Origin of the sequence: Streptomyces sp. NBC_00390 (assembly GCF_036057275.1) — a bacterium.
In the GTDB taxonomy this organism is placed as follows: Bacteria; Actinomycetota; Actinomycetes; order Streptomycetales; family Streptomycetaceae; genus Streptomyces.
The window spans coordinates 4,869,708-4,889,088 of sequence record NZ_CP107945.1 but is presented as its reverse complement, the minus strand read 5'-3'; the positions used below and the strand labels follow the sequence as shown (position 1 = coordinate 4,889,088).

The following is a 19,381-nucleotide window of genomic DNA, read 5'->3' as shown; positions in this document are numbered from 1 at the left end:
CGAGTGTCAGGACGTCCGCGGATCCGGGCGGGGTGCCGACCGCCGCCCCAGGAGCTCGGCCAGCCCGCGGCGGGTCGCGGCAAGCACGACACGGTCCTCGGCGCGCAGGACGTAGCCGGGGTGGAGGTCCCACAGCAGTCCGGCCACGGTCCGGCCGCCGTCGTCCGGACGATTCGCGGCCAGATCGGGCCGGCGCTCGGCGGGCTCGGCCGTATCCAGAGCGATGACGCGCCAGGCGCCGGGGCGGAACGCCTCGGCGACGGTGCGGCCCTCGAACTGTGGATGTCCGGCTACATCGAGCGCGGCGAACAGAAGCACCTTTCGCTCGACCGGGATGGCACCGAGGATCTGGCGGCCCATCATCGCCCCGGCGAACGCGGGCGCGGCGAGTGTGGAAACGCTCCGACTGCGGGTGAGGGCCTGGGGGTGTGCCGCCCGCAGGGTGCGGTAGACGGCGGTGGCGAAGTCGTCGTCGTACAGCCGCAGCGCCACCCGCAGATCCGGCTTGACGGTGCGCGCGTACAGCGCTGCTTCGAGATTCGTGGTGTCGGCGCTGGTCAGGGCCAGCAAGGCGTGCGCTCGGTGGACCTTGGCCGCCTCCAGCACGCCCTCCTGGGTGACGTCTCCCACCACGACGGGCACGCGCAGACGGCGGGCGAGCGGGATTCCGCGCGCTTCCGGATCCTCCTCCACACACACCACGGGAATGTCGAGCTCACGCAGCCGGGCCAGCACACGGGTGCCCACTTTGCCGAGGCCCAGCAGCACCACATGCCCGGACAGTCCGCGCGGTGGCCGGAGCAGCGCATGCGCTCCACGGACTGTCCCAAGGGCCTCCAGCGAGGCTGCCACGAGCACCGGCAGCAGCGCGAGTCCCACGAGTCCGGCCATGAGCTGGAACACCTGGCGCACCAAAGGCTCGCCGACAGCAGGGTCCCCAATGCCGAACAGATCGAGAAGTGTGATGTAAGCGGCGTGCAAAGGGTGGTCTCCGGTCGTGAGCCAGGAGGCGACGGCCAGGGCGACGACGGCCGCGGCAACACCGGCGAGGGTCCAGCGCAGCCGGCGCGAGAGGATCTCTCCCAGCGATGCGCCGCGGCCGACAAGGCGGCGGGGCGGCACCCATGGCCCGGCATACGAGACCGTCTCCAGCACCACGGTCCCCCGCCCGGTCGCGGCCGTGACCGCGGCGTCGTCGGGCAGCAGCAGGGGCCCCTGGACGCCGCTGTTGTCCGATCCCTCCGCGCCCGCCGGGTCGTTGGTCGTGGACGACAGCAGGGCGAGCGTGCACAGCCCCGGGTCAGGGACCTCGCCGCGCCCGGGCGGGGTGCGTTCCACGGCTCGCAGCAGCAGCCCGTCGGCCTGGACAACCTTGCTCGTGCCGGCGACGGCGGTCGCCGCCAGGGCCGGTGCCGCGGTGTCGGCGTCGGACAGCACCGTGGTGGAGGCGTCCAGCGCGGCTGAGGTCAGCCCGGGCATCGCGACCATCGCGGCCTGGTCGAGAAGCTCCTCCAGGTGCTGGCCCAGCTTGCGGTTGTAGAGCCGGATCACCAGCCGCAGGCGGGGATTGAGCCGACGGGCGGTCAGCGCGGCGCGGATGTTGGTCTCGTCGTCGTCGTACACGAGGGCAAGCGCCGCAGCCCGCTCCACACCGGCCTCTCGCAGCGCCTCCTCCGACGGCTCCGTGGCCTCCAACTCCCGTACGGGGAGCAGGAACTCACCGCTCGAGCCGACATCGTCGGCGCTGTCCGGCCGGGTGATGGCAGCTGACACGCGCCCGAAGAGCACCGAGGCCCGGATACGGTTCCGAGCCACGGTCGGCGGCAGGCTCACGCTCTCGGAGGAGCGGGAAGGTGGGACAACGAGCGTCACCCTCTCCCCGTAGACATCGTGCAGCTCGGCAGCAAGACGCGTAGCCAGCGCATCGTCCCCGCAGACGATCATCTGCTCTGCGGGCACGGCTTGTTGAGCCTGCTGAGGAAGAAGAGAAGACACGCCCCCAAGACTCCCTTGCGACGGGGACAAGCGGTAACCCGGGGCCGGATGCGGCGTCGGGCATCAAGGCGTGGCCTGAACAGGTCGTAGCTGGTCGGACCTCCTGCGGGCGCCGTCAATCCCGGCCACCCGATGCCGAATGTCCGGCGGGACACAGGTCACGCTCGGTCCTGTGGCGCTCATCGCAGCGGACACCGGCCTCTTCCTCGCCGGGAGCGTTCCGATCGGCGTCTCCCATTTTCCAGGCCACTGACGCTGCTCATGACCGAAGCCCCACCAACCATGACAGCTGGGGCGGTGGTGCCGAGGAGCACGTAGCCGCGCGTGTCATAGCAAGGGGCCACCGATCAGCCAGCCCCCTCAGGACGGGCAAGCTGGGATGCGCGTCCTGCGCCGCGACGGCCGCCACCGAACGGGAGAGCACCCGCGGCCGCTCTCCAAGGACGCGACACCGCGGCCTACGAGGGCGGAAACGCGGCCGGCCATCACCGACGACACGCTCCCCACCGTGCGGCGAGCCACCCCTCTGCGGATCCGTCGAGCAGATCCAGCCCGACCTGATCACCCCAACCGGCAAACGCAAGGGCCACAACCCTTCGGTGGTCGGCATCGAGGCTGCCCCGCACGGCGCCCACGCCGTCTGCGGGCCATGCCGCCCAGACCTCCCGGCTCACCTGCGCGGAGCATGGTCGTCCGCGAGCAGCACGGCAAGACCTGGCCGCGACGGGAGAGAGCCGTCGGCTCCTTCGCAAACGGAGCTGTACCCACTCCAAAATAGAGTTACTCTCTAACAAGAGTTAGTCACTAACAAACAAGGGATACCGATGTCCACCATCGTGATCGCGGGTGCGGGTCCCACCGGTCTCGCCCTTGCGTGCGGGCTCAGGGCGAACGGCTTGGCGGTGCGGGTCCTCGACGGGGCGGCGGGACCCTCGAGAACCTCTAGGGCGCTGGGACTGCAGCCCAGAGGTGCGGAGGTACTGGACCGGCTCGGCGCCCTGGACGACCTTCCGGAGCGATCGGTGCGCATCGAGCAAGTGATCACCCACGTCGACGGGCAACCGATGGCACGGCTGAATGTCGGTCAGCGCACGAAGTTGGTGACCAGGCCCGGTCTGCTCATCTCCCAGGCCGAGATCGAGGCGCGTCTCAGGGATCGGCTGCGCGCGCTGGGCGTCGAAGTGGAATGGGGAAAGGAACTGCTGGCCGCCGACCAGGACGGCTCCGGCGTGAATGTCTCCTTCACCGGTGGACAGACACGGGCGGACTGGCTGGCCGGCTGCGACGGCGCGCACAGCCGCGTACGCAAGGCAGCAGGAATCAGCTTCCCGGGCGTGGCCGTGATCGAGCGCTTCCTGCTGGCCGACGTTCAAGCGGCACTGCCTCTGCCTGCGAACGCTGTGTCCGTATGGCTCCGCGCCGGCAGCATGCTCGGTGCCTTTCCTCTGCCCGGCACCGACGTGTGGCGTCTGATGTCCCCAGCACCCGGCGACGCCGACGGCCTCGGCCGGCCAGACGTGCTTGCCGTGCTCAAGGAGCAGCTACGGATCCAGGCCGGAATAGCCCCGTCGACAGTCCGCAACGCGCTGTGGACTTCCACCTTCCGGATCCATCGCCGACTCGCATCCACCTACCGGCGCGGCCGCATCGTGCTGGCCGGGGACGCCGCTCACACTCACAGCCCCTTCGGGGGGCAGGGACTGAACACCGGCCTGGGTGACGCCGAGAACCTCGCCTGGAAGCTCGCCATGGTCGCCTCCGGAGCGGCATCCGACGCACTGCTGGACACGTACGAGTCCGAGCGTCGCCCGATCGCCCGCGAGGTGCTGCAGTCCACCAGTTCCCTGACCCGCATGGTCGTCGGCCGGACACTCGTGGCCCGTGCTGCACGAGACCGCGTCTTCGTACCGCTGATGAACCGGCCGTTCGTGCAGCGGCTGATATGGGAGCAGTCGTCCCAGCTGAAGATCCACTACCGGAGGGGGCCGTTGGGCGTACGGCCGCACGAACGATGGTCCGTTCCCGGCCCGCGAGTCGGCGACCGGGTACCCGACCTCGCATGCACCCGCCCAGATGGCAGTCCCACCCGTCTTTATGCGGAGATCGGGCCGCGTTGGGGGCTCGTGGTCCCGGCGTCCGGCAACCACGATGTGTACGTGTCCGTCACCGCGCGACACCTCGGTACGACGACCCCTGCCACCACACTGGTCCCGTCTGGCGCCCGGGGGCGGCACGTCATGCTGGTGAGGCCCGACGGACACTTGGCCTGGCGAGGCACGTCCGTAGCCTCCCTGGACCAGTGGCTGAGGCGAGCACTCGGCACACCTGCCTGACCAACGGAGACCGCACACCCCATGGAACTCCCCCCGACACCGCCGATGAGCCTTCGGGAACGCAAGAAGGCACAGACGCGCCGCACCATCCAGGAAGAGGCCCTGCGGCTATTCCTCAGCCAGGGCTACGAAGCCACCACGGTCGAGCAGATCGCCACCGCCGCAGGCGTCTCCAGCATGACGTTCTTCCGCTACTTCCCCACCAAGGAATCCGTCGTCGAGTCGGACGACTACGACCCCCTGATCGTCCGGCTCATCGAGCAACGGCCGACTGAGGAAGACCCACTCACAGCTCTTCACCGCGCCCTCGGCGAAGGCCTCGCAGTCGTCTACGCCACCGAACGGGAAGCGCTGCTGGTCCGTACGCGCCTCATCCTGCGGACACCGGCCCTCCGCGCCCGGCTCTGGGAGAACCAGCACTCCACCGAGCGACTCCTCGCCGACGCGCTCGCGGCCCGGCTCGACACGGAGCCCACCCTGAGCGTTCGCGTGATCGCCGCGGCCGCGCTCGCAGCGCTCACCACGGCACTCACTCTGTGGGTGGACAGCGACGGCAGCACCGACCTACCTGCACTCGTCGACCAGGCCTTCCTCACACTGCTCGGCCAGTAATGCATGGCAGAAACCGCGAAGAGTGACAGGAGCACTCCTGCCGGAGCAGGCGGTCCGACACAGTCACTTCGAGCATCACCGTCAGCCTGACGGTGACGGTGACGGTGACAGTCGACCGGAGTGTTCGCCGCCTTCGTCTCAAGAGGATCTAGGCGATGATGGCGCGGTCTAGAAGTTTCGAACAAGGCGAGCCGCGCAGCTCCCAACGCCGTCAAGAGCCACTCCACGCTGATCGACGACGCGCGCGGCAGTACCGCATCGACCTGAAATTTGATGCCGGGGATACACCGCTTGAGAGCGCAAGAGTGGCCGGCGACTGCCGAACAGCCCAGCATCGGCAAACCGGGAGGCGACAGGTCGCCTCAGCGACCTGTCGCCTGTGCGCTCAGAAGAAGGTGCGCTGCGAGCTCGGTTCGCGGATCAGCGCTCTGAACCAGGGCCTCGTCCGAGGGCACTACTGGTGCGATACCGAGGCAGCCCTGCTCCTGCTCCGGCGCCCCGATCAACGTCATCACCAAGGCGTGTCCAGAGTCTGACGCCTGGTCTCCGTGTCAGGCCGTGCAACCTAGTTCCTTCTTCAGCTTCGGCACGAAGTCCGAGGTGAAGGCTTCGATGTTCTTACGGCGCTCGGCGACGTCACCGCTCGACTGACGGCTGATGGTGATCTGCACGACGAGGTGGTCCGCCGTCCCGGCCGCGCAGCCCGTACTGACCATGGCGTTGTAGTCGCCCACCGCGCCCAGTCCCTCGAACGGCAGGCTCTCGATCTTCTCCCGGTTCTGGAACCGGAAGCTGTCCAGCTCCCCCATGGGGTCGTAGAGCTTGTCGACCTTGTCGACTTCAAGGCCGACCACCAGCCAGTCGTCCACTTCGATGTTGCACGAGCCCGAGGTCTTGGTGCCCGTATCGATCACGGAGTCACCCTTGACCTCGATTTTCTCGCCGTCCACGAGGAACGGTTCGAGCGCCTTCTCGTTAAGAGGCACCCCGCACGCCTCCTTCGGAACCGTGTACTCGCGTCCGCCGCCGCACGCTGTGAGCGACAGTGCGAGACAGCATGTCAGCGTCGAGGCGGCGACGCGCCGCAGACCCGTTCCCATCACTGGTCCTCCGCGACTCCTTCTGCCTTCTTGTTGCCGTCGTTGGCGGAGGCACCGATGTTCGAGTACACACCGTGCCCCTTGGAGTATCCCTCGTGCGCCGGGTCCTCCGCCCACTCCTTGTTCTTCTACGTCCTGCCGGTGACGGTGACAGGCGACCGGTGGTGATTCCTCCTTCCCTGCTGGGCATGTGATGGTCGCCGCCTCCAACTGCCCTCGGGACAACGACCCACGCAAAGTGCGATGCCGAGCATGACCGGCAGCTTTGACGGTCGCCCGCCGGCAGTGGACCTTCACCGCCAACCGCGGCGCTGCGGCAGCTGGAGCCACAGCCGCAGAGGCTGACCTGGCTGCGCAGTCGACAACTGCCGTCCGGCTGCATCGCGGTCACGGGGCAGGGTGCTCGGCTTCGGCCTGGTGATGGCCGGGTGAGCCGTACTGCCCGGACAGCTGCGACGAGCGATGTTCCATGGATACACGGCTCCAGCAAGTACGAGCCACGGTGGTGCCGACTCGATGCCTGGGGGCGGCACGTTCTGGCCGAACGCGCCCGGCACGTCAGCGCCCAGCGCCCCTAGCCCTCAACGGCGCGCCTCGCGGTCTCGAGCCGTCCCACTTCCGACGCAGCCCTTCAAGCCCGCGCCTGCGTCGCCCTGGGGGATCTCCTGCGCCGTATAGGGCTCGGCGATGAGCACGACGTCAAACCCGCCTCCATCACCGCCACCGCCGCCATCGCCGCATTCGATGCGACCGGCCGCATCGAGGAGGCGGCCCGCAGCATCGGCCTTCGCTCCCTCGATCGCGCCGCCGCCATCGTCGGCTACGACTGGCGCTGCGACCCCGCCTACACCGACGGAGTACCGCCACGTGCCTGACGACATCTTCGGTGACCCAGTGCCCGAGCACGGCCGGCCCAACCGCCAGCGCCAGCTCGCCGACCACCACCAGCGCACCGTCGCCCAGCGCGTTCAGGACTGCCTCGACTACCCCCTGCTGTACGAGATGGCCGGGCTCCTCCCGCCGCCGGCCAACGTGGGCTGTCCGCGCGAGTACCTGGCGATCGTGTACATGCTCCTCGCTGCCTTGACCCCGGTGACAAAGTCGAAACGGTCGGCCGTCGGCCTGATGGCGTCGCCGCGGGAATGGCGCAGCGTGCGTGCACACATCCGGCGCCATCTGGGCCGCAGAGCCGCCGCCGTGCTTCCCCTGAACGCACCGTCACGCAACCAGTTCCAGGACGCCGTGGACAAGCTGCTGGTCCCAAGCAGCGACGCACTCGAAGAAGCCTTCCGCAGCTACGCCGCCAGGCAGGCGCTGGAACAGGGGCTCTTCCCGTCCAGCGTTCCCAAGGTCTGGAGCCGCCCGGAGCGACGACAGCTCCTCGTGGGCGACGCCATGGTCCCGCGAGCGATCTCGAAAGCAAGGAAGAGTGAAACCGTCGACGAGAGCACCGGCGTGCTCCGCAACCACCGCGTGGACCCCGCCGCCCGCGTGTACTACGAGAATGGCGAGAAAGCCAAACGAGAGGTCCGCGGCACCAAGTGGTTCTTCACCTCGGGCCGGTCCGATGGCTACTGGACCCGCGTCATCCTCTCCTTCGCCTACGTCGCCGGCGGCGAGTACGAGGACGAAGCAGCGGTGGCCGTCCGCCAGTTCACCATGCTCAAGGATGTCCTGCCGGACTGTATGGGCATCGTCTACGACGGCGCCTTGCGCGGTGTCCACCGCGACGCCCTGGCTCGCAGGGGAATGCTGGCCATCAACAAGCAGCACGGCTCGGTGACTCCCGCGTTCTACGAACACATCAAGCCCTGCCGGAGCGGCCACGAGCTCTGGTGCAACGAAGGACGGATCGCCGAAAGCATCTCCCTCGACGACGGCACCCGCATCCTTGCGCCACCAAGCTGGAGCCCCGCCTCGGTGTCACCAAGAGCCGCTGGTGCCACGTCCTGCGCATCTCCTGCCGTCACGGGGACCACACACACCGCGTCCCCGTCGGCATCACCACCACTCCTGCGGATCGCGCTTTGCGTCAAGCCGACAGCGGGAAACGCCCCAAGAGCGACCGTGAGCGCGGATTCCACCGCGCCGAACTGCTCCAGCAGATCCCCCAGTCCACACTCGCACACCAGCTCGTCTACCCCTACCGCGCGGACTCCGAGTCCGTACACGCCCAGTTCGACCAGAGTCTCTGGAACCGCCGCATGGTCGCCTATGGCATCGAACGGCAGAAGGTGTTCGTCCTCGGCTTCGCCCTCGCCCAGAACGCGACGAGCCACCAGATCCACGTGGAAGGGCGCAGCAACGCGCAATCTGTGTCCGCGCTGGCCTGACCCCCTTCCACCCATGTCGACACGACGGCTGCGGCCCATAGGGGGCGGCCGTCGTGTTCGTCGGGCCTGAAAGGCAGCAGGACGGGCCCTGTCAGTTCACCAGGGACAGCGCGCGCCGTGGTTCGCGCTCGGTCTGCTCGCCGCCGTTCGACCATGGTGATGGTCAGGCCGAAGAGCATCTTGTTCATCTCGTCCACGGTCAGGCCGAGCTCGCCGGCCACGGCGGCGGGCCGCACACCGTTGGCCCTGAGCCCCTGAAAGACCTTGGTCAGCACCTGCGAGGTCTCGCGCTTCTTCATGCCGTGCGGCTCGTCCTTCCGGTAGCCGCGCTTGCTCAGCTCGGTGCACGCCGACCGGTACTGCCAGTCGGTGAGGAGCCCCAGATCGTGCATGCGATAGGTGAGCGCCATGGCGGAGACCTTCCAGATGCTCTTGGCCTGGATGATCTGGTCGACATGGGCCCCGGACGGCATGTGGCCGAGGACGCTCGACGCCGGCATCAGGAACGCGCTGGCGAAGTCATTGGCCTGGCGCTCCGCCTCAGGCCCCGAACACTCCTTGTCGCTGCCGTGCATCACGAGGTGGCCGAGCTCGTGCGCGGCGTCGAAGCGGCCCCGCTCCACGGATTTCAGGGTGTTCAGGAAGACGAACGGGGTGCCGTTCCGCCACACGGCGAGGGCGTCCACTTCCGCATAGTCGGGAGCAAGGGAGAACACGCGGACCCCGTGGGCTTCGAGCAGATGCACCATGTTGGGCGCCGGTGCGATGCGAAGATCACAGCGTGTACGGACCATGCCGGCCGCGGTCTCCGGGTCCGGCTTGCTCAGCGAGGGGATGTCCGCGGCCGGGAGGCGGAAGCGCTCGTCGATCCAGTCGTACAGCAGGGCGCCGAGAGTGCCGGCCGAGCGGGCGGCTTCCAATGTCCGCGCCGAGGTCTTGCTGCGGGCACGCCAGGACACACCGTCCGCCGGGAGCTCGTCGAGCTCGGGCCCCTCGAAGAATGCCTCGGGGAAGTCCAGCGCCTTGGCGGGCTACCACAAACACGGTCCGAAAATTATGAGAAATGCCATGGTGGGCGGCCTGAGGTCGACGTGATTGTGCGCTCCCTGTGCGGCGACGGGACGAAACGGACATCCCAGTCCGCCCACCGCACCGGCAGCGCGCCCCCACCCCGGCTCAGGCGACCCGCCTCGCCGCAGGTCAGCGGCTCGATCCCACTCCCGAGCAGTCGTAGTGCTTTATAGGGGCGCACCCTCGCAACACGATCCGCTAGGCTGTCAGCGGTCAGTCGGCTACTAGGTGTGTGCCGGGAAAGATGTCCCACAGGACATCCCACCCGATCCCGCGCGCGAGTTAGCTGACCAGGGCGTTTGACTCGTCGTGACGCGAATCCCTACCGAGGGTTTCCGGCGCGGTTTCCGTCAAGCCCCCGCCTTCGTAGCTCAGGGGATAGAGCACCGCTCTCCTAAAGCGGGTGTCGCAGGTTCGAATCCTGCCGGGGGCACAACACTAAGGGCCAGTTCAGAGGCTTGATCCTCTCGAACTGGCCCTTTCGCATGATCGCGGGCGTGCCACACACGTGCCACTACGGCTCCGCGTCGCCCTGCCGCTGACGGATCATGGTCCCCAGCCGTTCGGCAATCGCCCGGTCTCGGTCGGCGGTCATGTGCTGATAGATCAGCGCGGCCCGCGCGGTGCTGTGGCCCATGCGCGTCATCAGCTCGCGGGTGCTGGCCCCAGCAGCAGCCAAGGTGTTCCCGGTGTGTCGCAGATCATGGAAGTGGACGTCATCTGTGATGCCCGCCTTCGCGCGAGCCCTGGTCCAGTCATCCCGGAAGTTACTGCGGCGCAGTCGGCCGCCCTGGGGCCCGAGGAAAACGTGGCCGTCCCGGCCGGCACCCGCGTAGTGCTCCAGGTGCTCGGTCACGTCGGCCAGGATCTCGTCCGGGAAGGCGACGGGCCGAACCCCAGCCGCCGACTTCGGAGCCTTGTCGAAGAGCTTTCCGTTCTGCATCTCAGCTTGCGCCCGCTGGACCAGGACCACGCGCCCGGAGACGTCGATATCTCGGCGGCGCAGCGACGCCAGCTCACCGAACCGCAGCGTGGTGAAGGCCGCCAGCAGCACGAGCAAGCGGTAGCGCGGGGCGATGGCGTCAGCCACGGCGTACACCTCGGCCACGGTGAGCACCGGCCGCTCGGGCACGTCGTACCGGTCGGCGCCCTTGACCCGACAGGGATTGCGGCGGATCAGCTCATCATCAACGGCGGTGGACATCATGGCCCGCAGGATTTGGTACGCCTTGACGACGGTCGGCTCCCCCACGCCTGCGGCGAGCAGATTGCTGCGCCAGGCCCGGACCCGAGACGTGGTGACGTCGGCCAGAGTCCCCGCGCCGAAGGTCGGTTTGATGTGCAGCCGGATCACCGCCTCGTTGCGCTCCCTGCTGCGGTCAGCCAGCTTGCGGTCCCGCAGCCATGCATCCGCGTACTCGCCGAACGGAACGGCCCCCTTGTCAGGGTCCTCCCACTGGCCACGCGAGATGTCCGCCTCGATATGAGTCAGTGCAACTTCAGCGTCGGTCTTGGTTGCGTAGGTCTGCTCCGCCGTGCGGAGTTGCCCAGTGGCAGGGTCGCGGTACCGAGCCTGCCAACGCCCCGACCTGAGCTGACGCACCGAGCCGAAGCGCCGCCGGATGCCTTTCCTGTTGGCCATCAGGCAACCCTCCGCAGAGCGGGCCGCCGGATCACCGGCTCAACGGTATTGGCCTCGACGTAGGCCGAGAGGACGCTCTCGGGGATGCGGACGTGTCTGCCGACCTTCACGAAGGTGATGCGGCGCTCTTCGATGAGCCGTCGGGGGAACCGGACGGTTGTGCCGAGTACATGGGCGGCCTGCTCCACTGTGAGCAGTCGGTCGGTCATCCGGCGAAGTCTCCTTCCGTGGTGTCGGGTGCGAGTGAGGCAGCGAGCCATTCCTCGCCGCGGGTGAGTCCGGTTCCGGCGAAGGCCCAGTGCGCGAGGACGAGGGTGGTGTCCTCATCCGGATCGGCTGGCACGGGGTGTTCCTCGCTCCGGGCGATGGCGGCTTGGAGGCGTCGCCATTCGGCTCGGGCGGTGCGGAGGGCGCCGAGGGTGGTGGAGTAGCGGCGGGTCTTGGTGGAGAAGTGGCCGCGGAAGCCGAGCATGTGGGCCCAGGCCCGTAGGCGGAGCTCTTCGAGGTCTTTGCGGGCGCCCAGGGTCCAAGCGGTGCGGATCAGTCGGCGGGCATGGTCCGGGATGGACTTGCCGCCGAGTTCGGCAAGGAACTTGATCGGACGGTCGAGGGTGCCGGTCGCGGTCTCAGCTCCTTTGGTGGCGTACTTGGCGATGTAGGCGGCGACGGCCCGTTCGGTCAGCTCGGTGCCGCCGTCGAAGTCGGCCGAGCGGATCGGGCGGATGTCGAGCTGGGTGCCGAAGGCGAACGTGTGGGCGCGTCCGTCGATGACCGGGCCGGGCACGTCTGCGGCGGTGGCGGCAGCGCGGATGGCGTCGGCGAGGAGGTCGGTGGTGGCCCAGGCCGGGGGCGGGGTGTCGCCGCCGTCGGGGCCGTCGAGGCGGATCACGGCGTGGAAGTGGATGGCGCCGCGGCGCTGGTATTCGGCGACCTTGGCGAACGAGACGCGGGCGTGATCGCGGAAGGCTCGCTGCGAGAGCCCGGCGCGCTTGGCGACTTCGCGGCGCAGGTAGATGGAGAACCGTGCCCAGATCTTGGAGGCGTGCGCGTTCCACAGCACGGCTGCTTCGTAGTCGTACGTCTCGGGGTCGATCGGGGTGCCTAACTCGGGTGCGTCGGCGGGGTGCACGGTGCCGCAGCGGCAGCGGCCCTTGGTGGGGCGGTTGTGGACGGGGCCGAAGCTGGGGGCGGTGAAGGTGGCGAACACGCGCGGGTGGGTGGCCACGCGCTCGGGGGTGCCTTTGCCGCCGCGGAGGCCGGCGGTGATGAGTTGGTAGGTGTCGCGGCGGTAGGTCTCGGCGCAGGCCGGACAGCGGGTGGCGCGGCGGTTGTTGCAGCGGACCAGGAGATTCCCGGCGGGCAGGTCGCTGGCGGTGAGGCTGTGGAGGATTTGGCCGGTCGCGGTGTCGACCTCGGTGCGGTGGCCGTCGAGGCGGATCGGGGTGGTGCAGCCGCCGAGCCCACGGAGCTGCCGCATGAGGCCGGGCATCGTGCCGAGGGAGGCGAGGAACGCGAGGTCACGCACGGGAGGGGGTGCGGTCGTGGTCAAGGAAGTGTCCTCCTTTCAGAGGCAGGAGAGGGGCCGGGGCAGCACCGGCCGCGGGATGGGCGGGCGGTGCCCCGGCAGGGGGTCAGCGGTGGGGGCAGGTGTTGCGGTGGTCGATCCAGGCGGCGACGAGGTCCCGGACGTTGTCGTCGCCCTGGGCGTGGCCGATGGCACCGCAGCGGCAGGCGTAGGAGCTGGTGGCGGGGAAGTCCCGGCCCGGTGTGGCGATGTGCACCCCCGGCCGTTCCGGTGTGGGGGCGAGGTCGGCCACGGCGGTCAGCACGGGGCGAACACCGCGTCGGCCGCGGAGTCGAGCAGCTGCCGCAGCGGCGGCACGGTGCCGGAACCGCGGCAGGTGCGGCAGTGGGTCGTCACGGTCCGGCGGTGCCCGTTGTGGTCGCGGCCCCCGCTGGTGACGGCGACGGAGGCGAAGCCGTCGCAGGCCGGGCAGAGACGGGCCAGGGCATGGCTGTGCTGGGGCATGATGGGTTTTCCTTCCGGTTGATTGAGGTCGGGAAGGGGCTGGACCCGTCCGGGCGGCGGAGACTTGGCGGTTTCAGGGCCGCCCGGAGGGCTGGTCAGCGATGGCGCTGGTTGTTGACCATGGAGCGCAGGACGACAGCGCAGACGGCGACCGATGCGGCGGTAATGGCGACGGCAAGCAGGAGCGAGACCAGGACCGCGCCGACCACGAGCACGACCGCGGCGCCACCGCCGACGGCGATCAGGAGGCCGGTCGGGGTGAGCCGGACCGCAGGCGCCGAGGAGGAAACCAGGGCCGGGACTGCAGCGGGGGCGGTGGGGTGCTGGCAGGCGCACGCCGTGGCGTGGTGCTGCTCGACCGGGGCCGGGTGGATGATCGGGGCGACGATGCCGGTCGGTGTCGGCATGGTCGGGATCTTCGGGCGGAGCATGGCGGATCTCCCTTCTGGGCTGGTTACTTGGTGGTGCCGTTGACCACGTCGACACCGGTCCGGGTGCCGGATTCGATGGCGGGGGCGAGGAAGGTGTCGGCGAGCAGGAAGCCGCCGAGGAGGAGCACGACGATCAGCCACGTCGGCGGGCGCATGAGCTTGATCCCGAAGTAGCCGAAGATGGCGACCAGGACGATCAGCGGAAGTTCGACGTTCACGGCAGGGCCCTTCCTGGTCAGTTGGCGCGGCAGCGGTGGGCACGGGCAGCGAGCTGGGCGGCCGAGCGGCTGGAGAAGTCGGCGGACCAGCCGCAGCGGTCGCGCGTGCAGACGGCGGCATGCTTGGTGCGTCCGTTCCGGTCGCGATGGGTGCCGATCTGCACCGGGCCGATCCGCATCATGGAGTGGAAGAAGTCACGGGGAGCCATGGAGATCAGTCCCCCGATCGCAGGCTCAGGCCGGGGAACTCGGCAAGGATGCGGGCGACGTCGGCCGAATCGGTGGCACGATCCGCAGCCTCTTCAGCGAGCAGCCGGGCCAGCGTTGCACGACCCGCGGCGGCCATTTCGCGTGCTGCCGACAGGTATTCGTCTCGTGTCGGTTCGTGTCCGGGCATAGGTGGCGTCCTTTCAGGCGAGGTGGGCGGCGAGCTGGTCGGCCATCAGGCCGGGCAGGCCGAGGCGGTCGCGCAGGGTGGCGGCATCGATCGGGGTACCGGTCGCGGAGCGGTGGGCGTCGGCGAGTTTGCGGGCGTGGTCGACGAGGGCGGGCGGCACATCCGCGGGCGGCGGTGATGCGGGCAGGGCCGGGACAGGCTTCGCAGGCTCGACCGCATCCGGCTCCGGGGCCGGTTCGGCCGGCACAGTCACCGGCTCGACCACCGGCAGCGGCGCCGGCTCGACAGCTTCAGTGTCTGTGCCGGTCGGTGTGTGGACGAGCAGTGTGCCGCCAAGGAACGCCAGGGCAGGCCATCCGGCAACCAGAATGCGCAGCCAGTCGGGCACGTCGTTCAGGTCGAGCAGGCCCGCGGTCGCGATGTTGGCGCCGAGCGAGGCGGCCAGGGCGACGGCGAACCAGGTCCATGCCGCCCGGGCCGGTTCACCCTGGGCCCGCAGGGTGCGCAGGCGTCGCCAGGCCGCGACCAAGAGCAGGTCGACGGAGACCGGGTAGGCCCATGCCTTCCAGCCGTCTTGTCCGGCAGCTTGGGCGATGTCGTGCAGGTGGGCGAAGGACAGCGCACCGGCGATCACGGCTTGCACGAGCACGGCGTCCAGGCGGATCGAGGGGGTCACGGGTCTTCACCTCCTTGGGAGTTGGGCCGGGGCCGGCGAGGCTCGGAGGCCGGTCGCCGAGCCCCGGCAGCCGTTTCGGGCATGGCGGGGGTAGGGGCGTGGCGCGAGACGGTCGCGCCGACCGGAGAAGAACCGCGGATCAGGTGGTGACAGCCTTGGTGGCCGGGGCCGGGACGTCGAAGGCGTCCAGGCTCGGCAGCACCGGCCGGAAGGGCTCCAGGCCATCCAGCACGGGGGTGCGGTGGGCGTGCGCCGTGCAGGCATTCACCGCCTGGCGCATCGAGGTGAACGGGGTGCGGATACGGACCCAGCCACCCGTCGAGTCACCGGCCACAGCCATGCCGGGCCGCTCGACCGGGATCTGCGTGGTGGCCAGCACGGCGTCCGGGGAGATGTCGCCGAACGCCATCTTGGCCGAGGCTTCATCGTTGACCCGGTGCGAGACCCGGCCGGTCAGCTGGGCACGGAGCATGGTGATCCCGTCGCCGAGTTCCGCGCCGAAGCGCTGCCCGCAGATCTCCACATAGATCCCCGCGGCGCGGCCGAGCTGGACGAGGCGGACCAGGGCGGTGATGATCCGCTCCCTGCGCTTCTTCTCCGCCGTGTTGGAGAACAGAGCGAGTTCGGCGACCTCGTCGACCAGGAGCACGACCGGCACGGGCCGCAGGTGCTCGGGCAGGCCCCAGATGTCGGCTGTGATCTCGGCATCCGTTGTGTCCGCGCTGATGCGCTGTTCGCGCCGGATCACCTGATAGGTGTCGGCCATCCGCAGGACGAGTGCTTCCAGCAGGTCGGCCGCATCGTCGGGGTTGTCGGCCAGGGCGGAGAACCGGCGGGCCAGCGGGGCGAGTTCCACGCCCTGCTTGCAGTCGACGCCGACCAAGGCGACGTGCTGCGGGGCGAGTTCCTTGACCAAGTGGCGCTGGTAGACGGACTTCCCGGACTTGGTCGCGCCCAGGTTCAGTGCGTGCGGCACCTCCTGATAGTCGCGGTAGTGGACTTCTCCGTCTTCCCGCAGCGCGACCGGGATCCGCAGCCCCTTCCGCTCAGCCCTGGCGGGCATCTGCACCCGCTGGAGCACGTCGTAGCCGGTCATGCGCAGCTCGACCACACCCGACTTGATCTCACGGGAGGTGATGCCGTGCATGGAGAACGAGTGCCGCAGACGGTCCGTGGAGGCGGCGAAGTCGAAGGCGTCCTGACCGGGCTGCAGCTTCAGCCTCAGCACCAGCCCGGTACGCGTCGGCCGTATCCGCAGAATCCGCGGGGGCCGCGCCTCGGGTGCGGGGCGGTTCGCCAGCCGCGCCAGCGTGAGCCGCAGCCGGGACGGCGGAACGGTCAGCCCGCACGCGTCCATGACCGAGGCGTACCGGAAGACCACACGACACGTCGCGAGGACGATCCCGATGCTCAGCCAGTACCAGGCCGGGCGCAGCCGCCGCAGTACCAGAGCTGCGACGACGGCGACCAGGGCTAAGGCGAAGAACGTGTTCGTTGACATGCCGCTCAGCCCTTGGCACCGGACGGGCCGACCAGCGCGACCGCCCGGAACGCGATGCCGTGCCGGTTGTCCCGCTCCCAGTCGCGCGCCTTGAGGCCGACGACCTTGACCGGCATGCCGAGCGTGATCCCCTCCGGGACGCCGGTCTCCGGGACGGACACGGTGTAGAGGTTCGCCTCACCCTCATCGGCGACGGTCAGGCCGACCGTCATCATCCTGGCGCCGGACTCGCGGTCGACCGCGATCTCGCCCGTCTGCTTGTTGATGACCTTCAGCTGCGGCTCGACGGCGACGAAGACGACAGCGGTCGAGGTGTCGATCTTGAACGATGGCATGATGGAAGCTCCCTGATAGGGGCGGAAGCGGCGGCTTGCTTGGCGGTAGGGCGCCGCTTCTGCGTTGGCTTGTGGGAGTCCTGCGAGAGCACCGCAGGACTTTCGCGTTCCAACTGGTGCGCACCAGTAGATTGCATCTGGTGCGCACCAGCTGTCAAGCGTTGTCGCCGTTCCGGCTTCTCAACTCGCCTTCCTGCGACGCTTCTAGAGAACCGCGCCGCTCAACAGTCCGGTAGTCAACAGAGGTTCACTGCCATGCCGTTAACCCCGGCTATTAACCCCTGCCGACCTGCGCCAATGTGAGGCATGCTGCTGTAGAGCTGTCAGGCCAACTGCGGGGGCGGTACAGGTGCTCAACCGGCTGCGAGAGGTGAGGAGCGGGCGCGAGTGGTCGCAAGCGCGCCTGATTCATGAGATCGAGCAGTACGCGAGAAGGCATGCGCTCGACGTTGGTTCGACCGCCAGCCTGCGCGTCTATGTCTCGGAGTGGGAGAACGGCAAGCGCTCCATCAGCGAACGCTACGCACAGATCCTGCGACCGATCTTGGGCGTCACCGACGAAGAGCTATTCGGCCGGCACACTCCTGCCGCACCGCCCGCCGCAGTTGGCGGCTATGACGAGCTGATCAGCCGTATCGACTCAGCTCGCAGCGTCAGTCTCACGATGGTGAAGACCTTCATGGATCAGACCGAGCTGCTGCGCACGGTCGACCGTCAGATGGGCGCGGCCGCACTCGTCGATCAGATGACGGGGCACCTGGCGACACTGGAGGACGCGCTCACCTTCGCCGTGCTTCCCGAGACCCGCCGCCCAGTTGCTCTTGCCCTGGCCGGGGCGGCCACGCTCGCCGCTTGGCAGGCACTCGATGCGGGAGGCGTCGAAAGAGCTTGGCGGCACTACGAGTTAGGCAAGCGCGCCGCGCAGGAAGCAGGCGAGCCGATGTATCTCGCGCATGCCACAGCAGAGCAGGCGTACGTACTCAACGACGCCGGGCGGCCGGAGATGGCGGTCAACCTCGCTCGCGAGGCTCAGCGCTTGGGCGGTAGCCAGATGTCACCCCGGTTGCAGGCATGGTTGTTCGCAGCCGAGGCGGAGCTCTGCGCCAAGGCGGGGTTGGCGGATGACTGTCGGCGCGCGCTCGACAAGGCCGACGCCGTCTTGCCCGCAGGTGTCGAGGCCCGCGATGCCGACATGCTGAGCATCTTCCTCAACGGCGGTCACCTGGCCCGATGGCGCGGAAACGCGCTTGCGTTGCTGGGCGACGACGAGGCGCTCGGCAGTCTGTACACCGCCCTCAACGAAGCCGACCCGACGTTCATCCGCGCCACGTCGGGTCTGCGGTGCGACCTTGCCCAAGCACACCTTGCGCGCGAGGAGCACGCCCAGGCGCAGGAGCACCTACAGCAGGCGCGCCTGTTGGCCAACCGCACGGGGTCGGTCCGTCACAGGCGACGTATTGAGCAGCTCACGCAGAAGCTGTAGGAGCTCCCTGACCGCGCGAAGCCAGGAGATGAAGCAGCGCGACAAGCGTGCCGGAGCCCATCAGCTCATCCCTGGCCATCAGGCCGGGGATGTCCGAGAGCGGGACCCAAGCAATGTGGCCGGCCTCTTCGATGTCGGTGGGCTCGCCGACGTGTTGGGCTCCCTTGCCCACGAAAATCTCGTGCGGTGAGTCGACCATGCCCACCATGGGTTGGTAGGTGATGACGTGATCGAGGGAGTCCGGTCGCCAGCCGGTCTCCTCTTCGACTTCGCGAAGTGCGGTCATGTGCGGGTCCTCACCCTGGTCGACGATGCCGCCGGGGAGCTCCCAACCCCACTTGTCAGGCACGAAGCGGTAGCGCCAGAGCATGAGCACGCGGTCTTGGTCGTCCAGGACCGCGGCAATTGAGACGTGATGCAGCCGCACGACGTGGTGCTCGAAACGCTCAACTCCAGGCGGCTCGACGTCGACGAGAGCAAGTTTGACCCAACGGTTGTCGTAGACGGTTCGCTCGCCATGGATCTGCCACGACTCCAAGTCGTCCGGCCGCCCGATGCTCACCTCGCGGGACGGCACCCGGTAGGAACTGCGGGCGTACGACTCGATGACCTTCTCCGCGACGAGCTTCGCCAGCACGGTGCGCAGCTGGGTGCGGCCTATCTCGAGCTCTTTCTCGAGGGTGCGCTCAGAGGGCAGCTTCTCGCCGGGCTGGAGCCTGCCCGAGGCCACCCACTCGCGAATCGTGCGGTAGACCCGCTCCGACTTCGGTCCCATCCCTTGAGCCCACTCCCTGATGTCATCAGCTGGCGCGGACCAGCGTAGCCGCCAGGACTGACCGCCAACAGGTGACGATCACGGCCCCACGACCGCAGCCGAGGTGGTGAGTAGAAATCTTCTCTACGGGTTCAAGGCGCTTCTGCCGCGCACGGCGCGGCAGCGCGCGGCCCGTCGGCCGGGCCGCCGCTCCTGTCTTCGCCCCACGGCCACCCGTCCGCCGGCCGCACGCCGAAACGGCGAAGGGTTGACGGTTGAGGAGGCCCGCTGTGGCTGGGGCGGTCGGCTCCGCGGCTTTACGCAGCCACCATGGGGCGAGCCTCGAAGATCATGGCCCCGATCGGGCTATTGCGGGCAGGCGAGGAGCCAGCCCGATTCGCGGCCAGCGTAAGGGGCCATGATCTCTCGCCCCATGGCAGCTCCAGCCCAAAGCCGCTCCCACCGACCTGG

General features: G+C 68.8%; 20 protein-coding genes and 1 tRNA gene. 4 read left to right on the top strand and 17 right to left on the bottom strand.

Annotated elements, in window-relative coordinates:
- Positions 1-6 precede the first annotated feature (6 nt).
- A complete protein-coding gene (locus tag OHS70_RS21530) occupies positions 7-1,944 on the bottom strand; it encodes an NAD-binding protein (RefSeq protein ID WP_328405804.1) in 1,938 nt (645 codons plus the stop codon).
- An 875-nt stretch (positions 1,945-2,819) separates the two neighbouring features.
- Between OHS70_RS21530 and OHS70_RS21525 the strand changes: the two genes are divergently transcribed.
- A complete protein-coding gene (locus OHS70_RS21525; RefSeq protein WP_328399476.1) occupies positions 2,820-4,328 on the top strand; it encodes an FAD-dependent monooxygenase in 1,509 nt (502 codons plus the stop codon).
- Positions 4,329-4,349: 21 nt separating this feature from the next.
- Positions 4,350-4,940: an acyl-CoA-like ligand-binding transcription factor gene (locus OHS70_RS21520; RefSeq protein WP_328399474.1), complete on the top strand. Its 591-nt coding sequence runs from the start codon at positions 4,350-4,352 to the stop codon at positions 4,938-4,940.
- Positions 4,941-5,491: 551 nt separating this feature from the next.
- Here OHS70_RS21520 and OHS70_RS21515 read toward each other — a convergent pair.
- From OHS70_RS21515 to OHS70_RS21505, 3 genes are all read right to left on the bottom strand, one after another.
- Entirely contained in the window at positions 5,492-5,926 is a 435-nt protein-coding gene (locus OHS70_RS21515; RefSeq protein ID WP_328399472.1) for a hypothetical protein, read from the bottom strand.
- 1,332 nt (positions 5,927-7,258) lie between these two features.
- Entirely contained in the window at positions 7,259-7,813 is a 555-nt protein-coding gene (locus OHS70_RS21510) for a hypothetical protein (protein WP_328399470.1), read from the bottom strand.
- 439 nt (positions 7,814-8,252) lie between these two features.
- Positions 8,253-9,332: an ImmA/IrrE family metallo-endopeptidase gene (locus tag OHS70_RS21505; RefSeq protein ID WP_328399468.1), complete on the bottom strand. Its 1,080-nt coding sequence runs from the start codon at positions 9,330-9,332 to the stop codon at positions 8,253-8,255.
- Positions 9,333-9,804: 472 nt separating this feature from the next.
- On the opposite strand from OHS70_RS21505, the gene OHS70_RS21500 reads away from it, so the two are divergent.
- A tRNA-Arg gene (locus OHS70_RS21500) sits at positions 9,805-9,877 on the top strand.
- Positions 9,878-9,958: 81 nt separating this feature from the next.
- Here the strand turns inward: OHS70_RS21500 and OHS70_RS21495 are convergent.
- The 12 genes from OHS70_RS21495 to OHS70_RS21440 form a co-directional block, all read right to left on the bottom strand.
- Positions 9,959-11,086, bottom strand: coding sequence for a tyrosine-type recombinase/integrase (locus OHS70_RS21495; RefSeq protein ID WP_328399466.1), 1,128 nt, complete (start codon positions 11,084-11,086; stop codon positions 9,959-9,961).
- Entirely contained in the window at positions 11,086-11,295 is a 210-nt protein-coding gene (locus OHS70_RS21490; protein ID WP_328399464.1) for an excisionase family DNA-binding protein, read from the bottom strand. The genes OHS70_RS21495 and OHS70_RS21490 overlap by 1 nt, the downstream gene beginning before the upstream one ends.
- Complete coding sequence (locus OHS70_RS21485; protein ID WP_328405801.1) at positions 11,292-12,575, bottom strand: replication initiator; 1,284 nt, start codon at positions 12,573-12,575, stop codon at positions 11,292-11,294. Before OHS70_RS21485 ends, OHS70_RS21490 begins: the two co-directional genes overlap by 4 nt.
- Positions 12,576-12,717: 142 nt before the next feature.
- On the bottom strand, positions 12,718-12,915 hold the full coding sequence (locus OHS70_RS21480) for a hypothetical protein (protein WP_328399462.1): 198 nt from the start codon (positions 12,913-12,915) through the stop codon (positions 12,718-12,720).
- On the bottom strand, positions 12,909-13,115 hold the full coding sequence (locus tag OHS70_RS21475; protein ID WP_328399460.1) for a hypothetical protein: 207 nt from the start codon (positions 13,113-13,115) through the stop codon (positions 12,909-12,911). The genes OHS70_RS21480 and OHS70_RS21475 overlap by 7 nt, the downstream gene beginning before the upstream one ends.
- Before the next feature lie 95 nt (positions 13,116-13,210).
- Positions 13,211-13,546: a SpdD-like protein gene (locus OHS70_RS21470; protein ID WP_328399458.1), complete on the bottom strand. Its 336-nt coding sequence runs from the start codon at positions 13,544-13,546 to the stop codon at positions 13,211-13,213.
- 23 nt (positions 13,547-13,569) lie between these two features.
- A complete protein-coding gene (locus OHS70_RS21465; RefSeq protein ID WP_242337251.1) occupies positions 13,570-13,764 on the bottom strand; it encodes a hypothetical protein in 195 nt (64 codons plus the stop codon).
- Positions 13,765-13,781: 17 nt separating this feature from the next.
- On the bottom strand, positions 13,782-13,973 hold the full coding sequence (locus OHS70_RS21460) for a mobile element transfer protein (RefSeq protein WP_328399453.1): 192 nt from the start codon (positions 13,971-13,973) through the stop codon (positions 13,782-13,784).
- A gap of 5 nt (positions 13,974-13,978) precedes the next feature.
- The gene (locus OHS70_RS21455) at positions 13,979-14,161 is read right to left on the bottom strand and encodes a hypothetical protein (protein ID WP_328399451.1); all 183 of its coding nucleotides are present in this window, start codon (positions 14,159-14,161) and stop codon (positions 13,979-13,981) included.
- A 13-nt stretch (positions 14,162-14,174) separates the two neighbouring features.
- Positions 14,175-14,837: a DUF2637 domain-containing protein gene (locus tag OHS70_RS21450; RefSeq protein WP_328399449.1), complete on the bottom strand. Its 663-nt coding sequence runs from the start codon at positions 14,835-14,837 to the stop codon at positions 14,175-14,177.
- Between the two features lie 139 nt (positions 14,838-14,976).
- Positions 14,977-16,338, bottom strand: a complete 1,362-nt coding sequence (locus OHS70_RS21445) for an FtsK/SpoIIIE domain-containing protein (RefSeq protein ID WP_328399447.1) — start codon at positions 16,336-16,338, stop codon at positions 14,977-14,979.
- A 5-nt stretch (positions 16,339-16,343) separates the two neighbouring features.
- A complete protein-coding gene (locus OHS70_RS21440) occupies positions 16,344-16,673 on the bottom strand; it encodes an SCO3933 family regulatory protein (RefSeq protein WP_328399445.1) in 330 nt (109 codons plus the stop codon).
- A gap of 349 nt (positions 16,674-17,022) precedes the next feature.
- On the opposite strand from OHS70_RS21440, the gene OHS70_RS21435 reads away from it, so the two are divergent.
- Positions 17,023-18,156: a helix-turn-helix transcriptional regulator gene (locus OHS70_RS21435; protein WP_328399443.1), complete on the top strand. Its 1,134-nt coding sequence runs from the start codon at positions 17,023-17,025 to the stop codon at positions 18,154-18,156.
- On the opposite strand, the gene OHS70_RS21430 is transcribed toward OHS70_RS21435, so the two are convergent.
- Positions 18,140-18,931 carry an NUDIX domain-containing protein gene (locus tag OHS70_RS21430; RefSeq protein ID WP_328399441.1) on the bottom strand — a complete coding sequence of 264 codons (792 nt, stop codon included), beginning with the start codon at positions 18,929-18,931 and terminating at the stop codon, positions 18,140-18,142. The genes OHS70_RS21435 and OHS70_RS21430 overlap by 17 nt on opposite strands.
- Positions 18,932-19,381 lie beyond the last annotated feature (450 nt).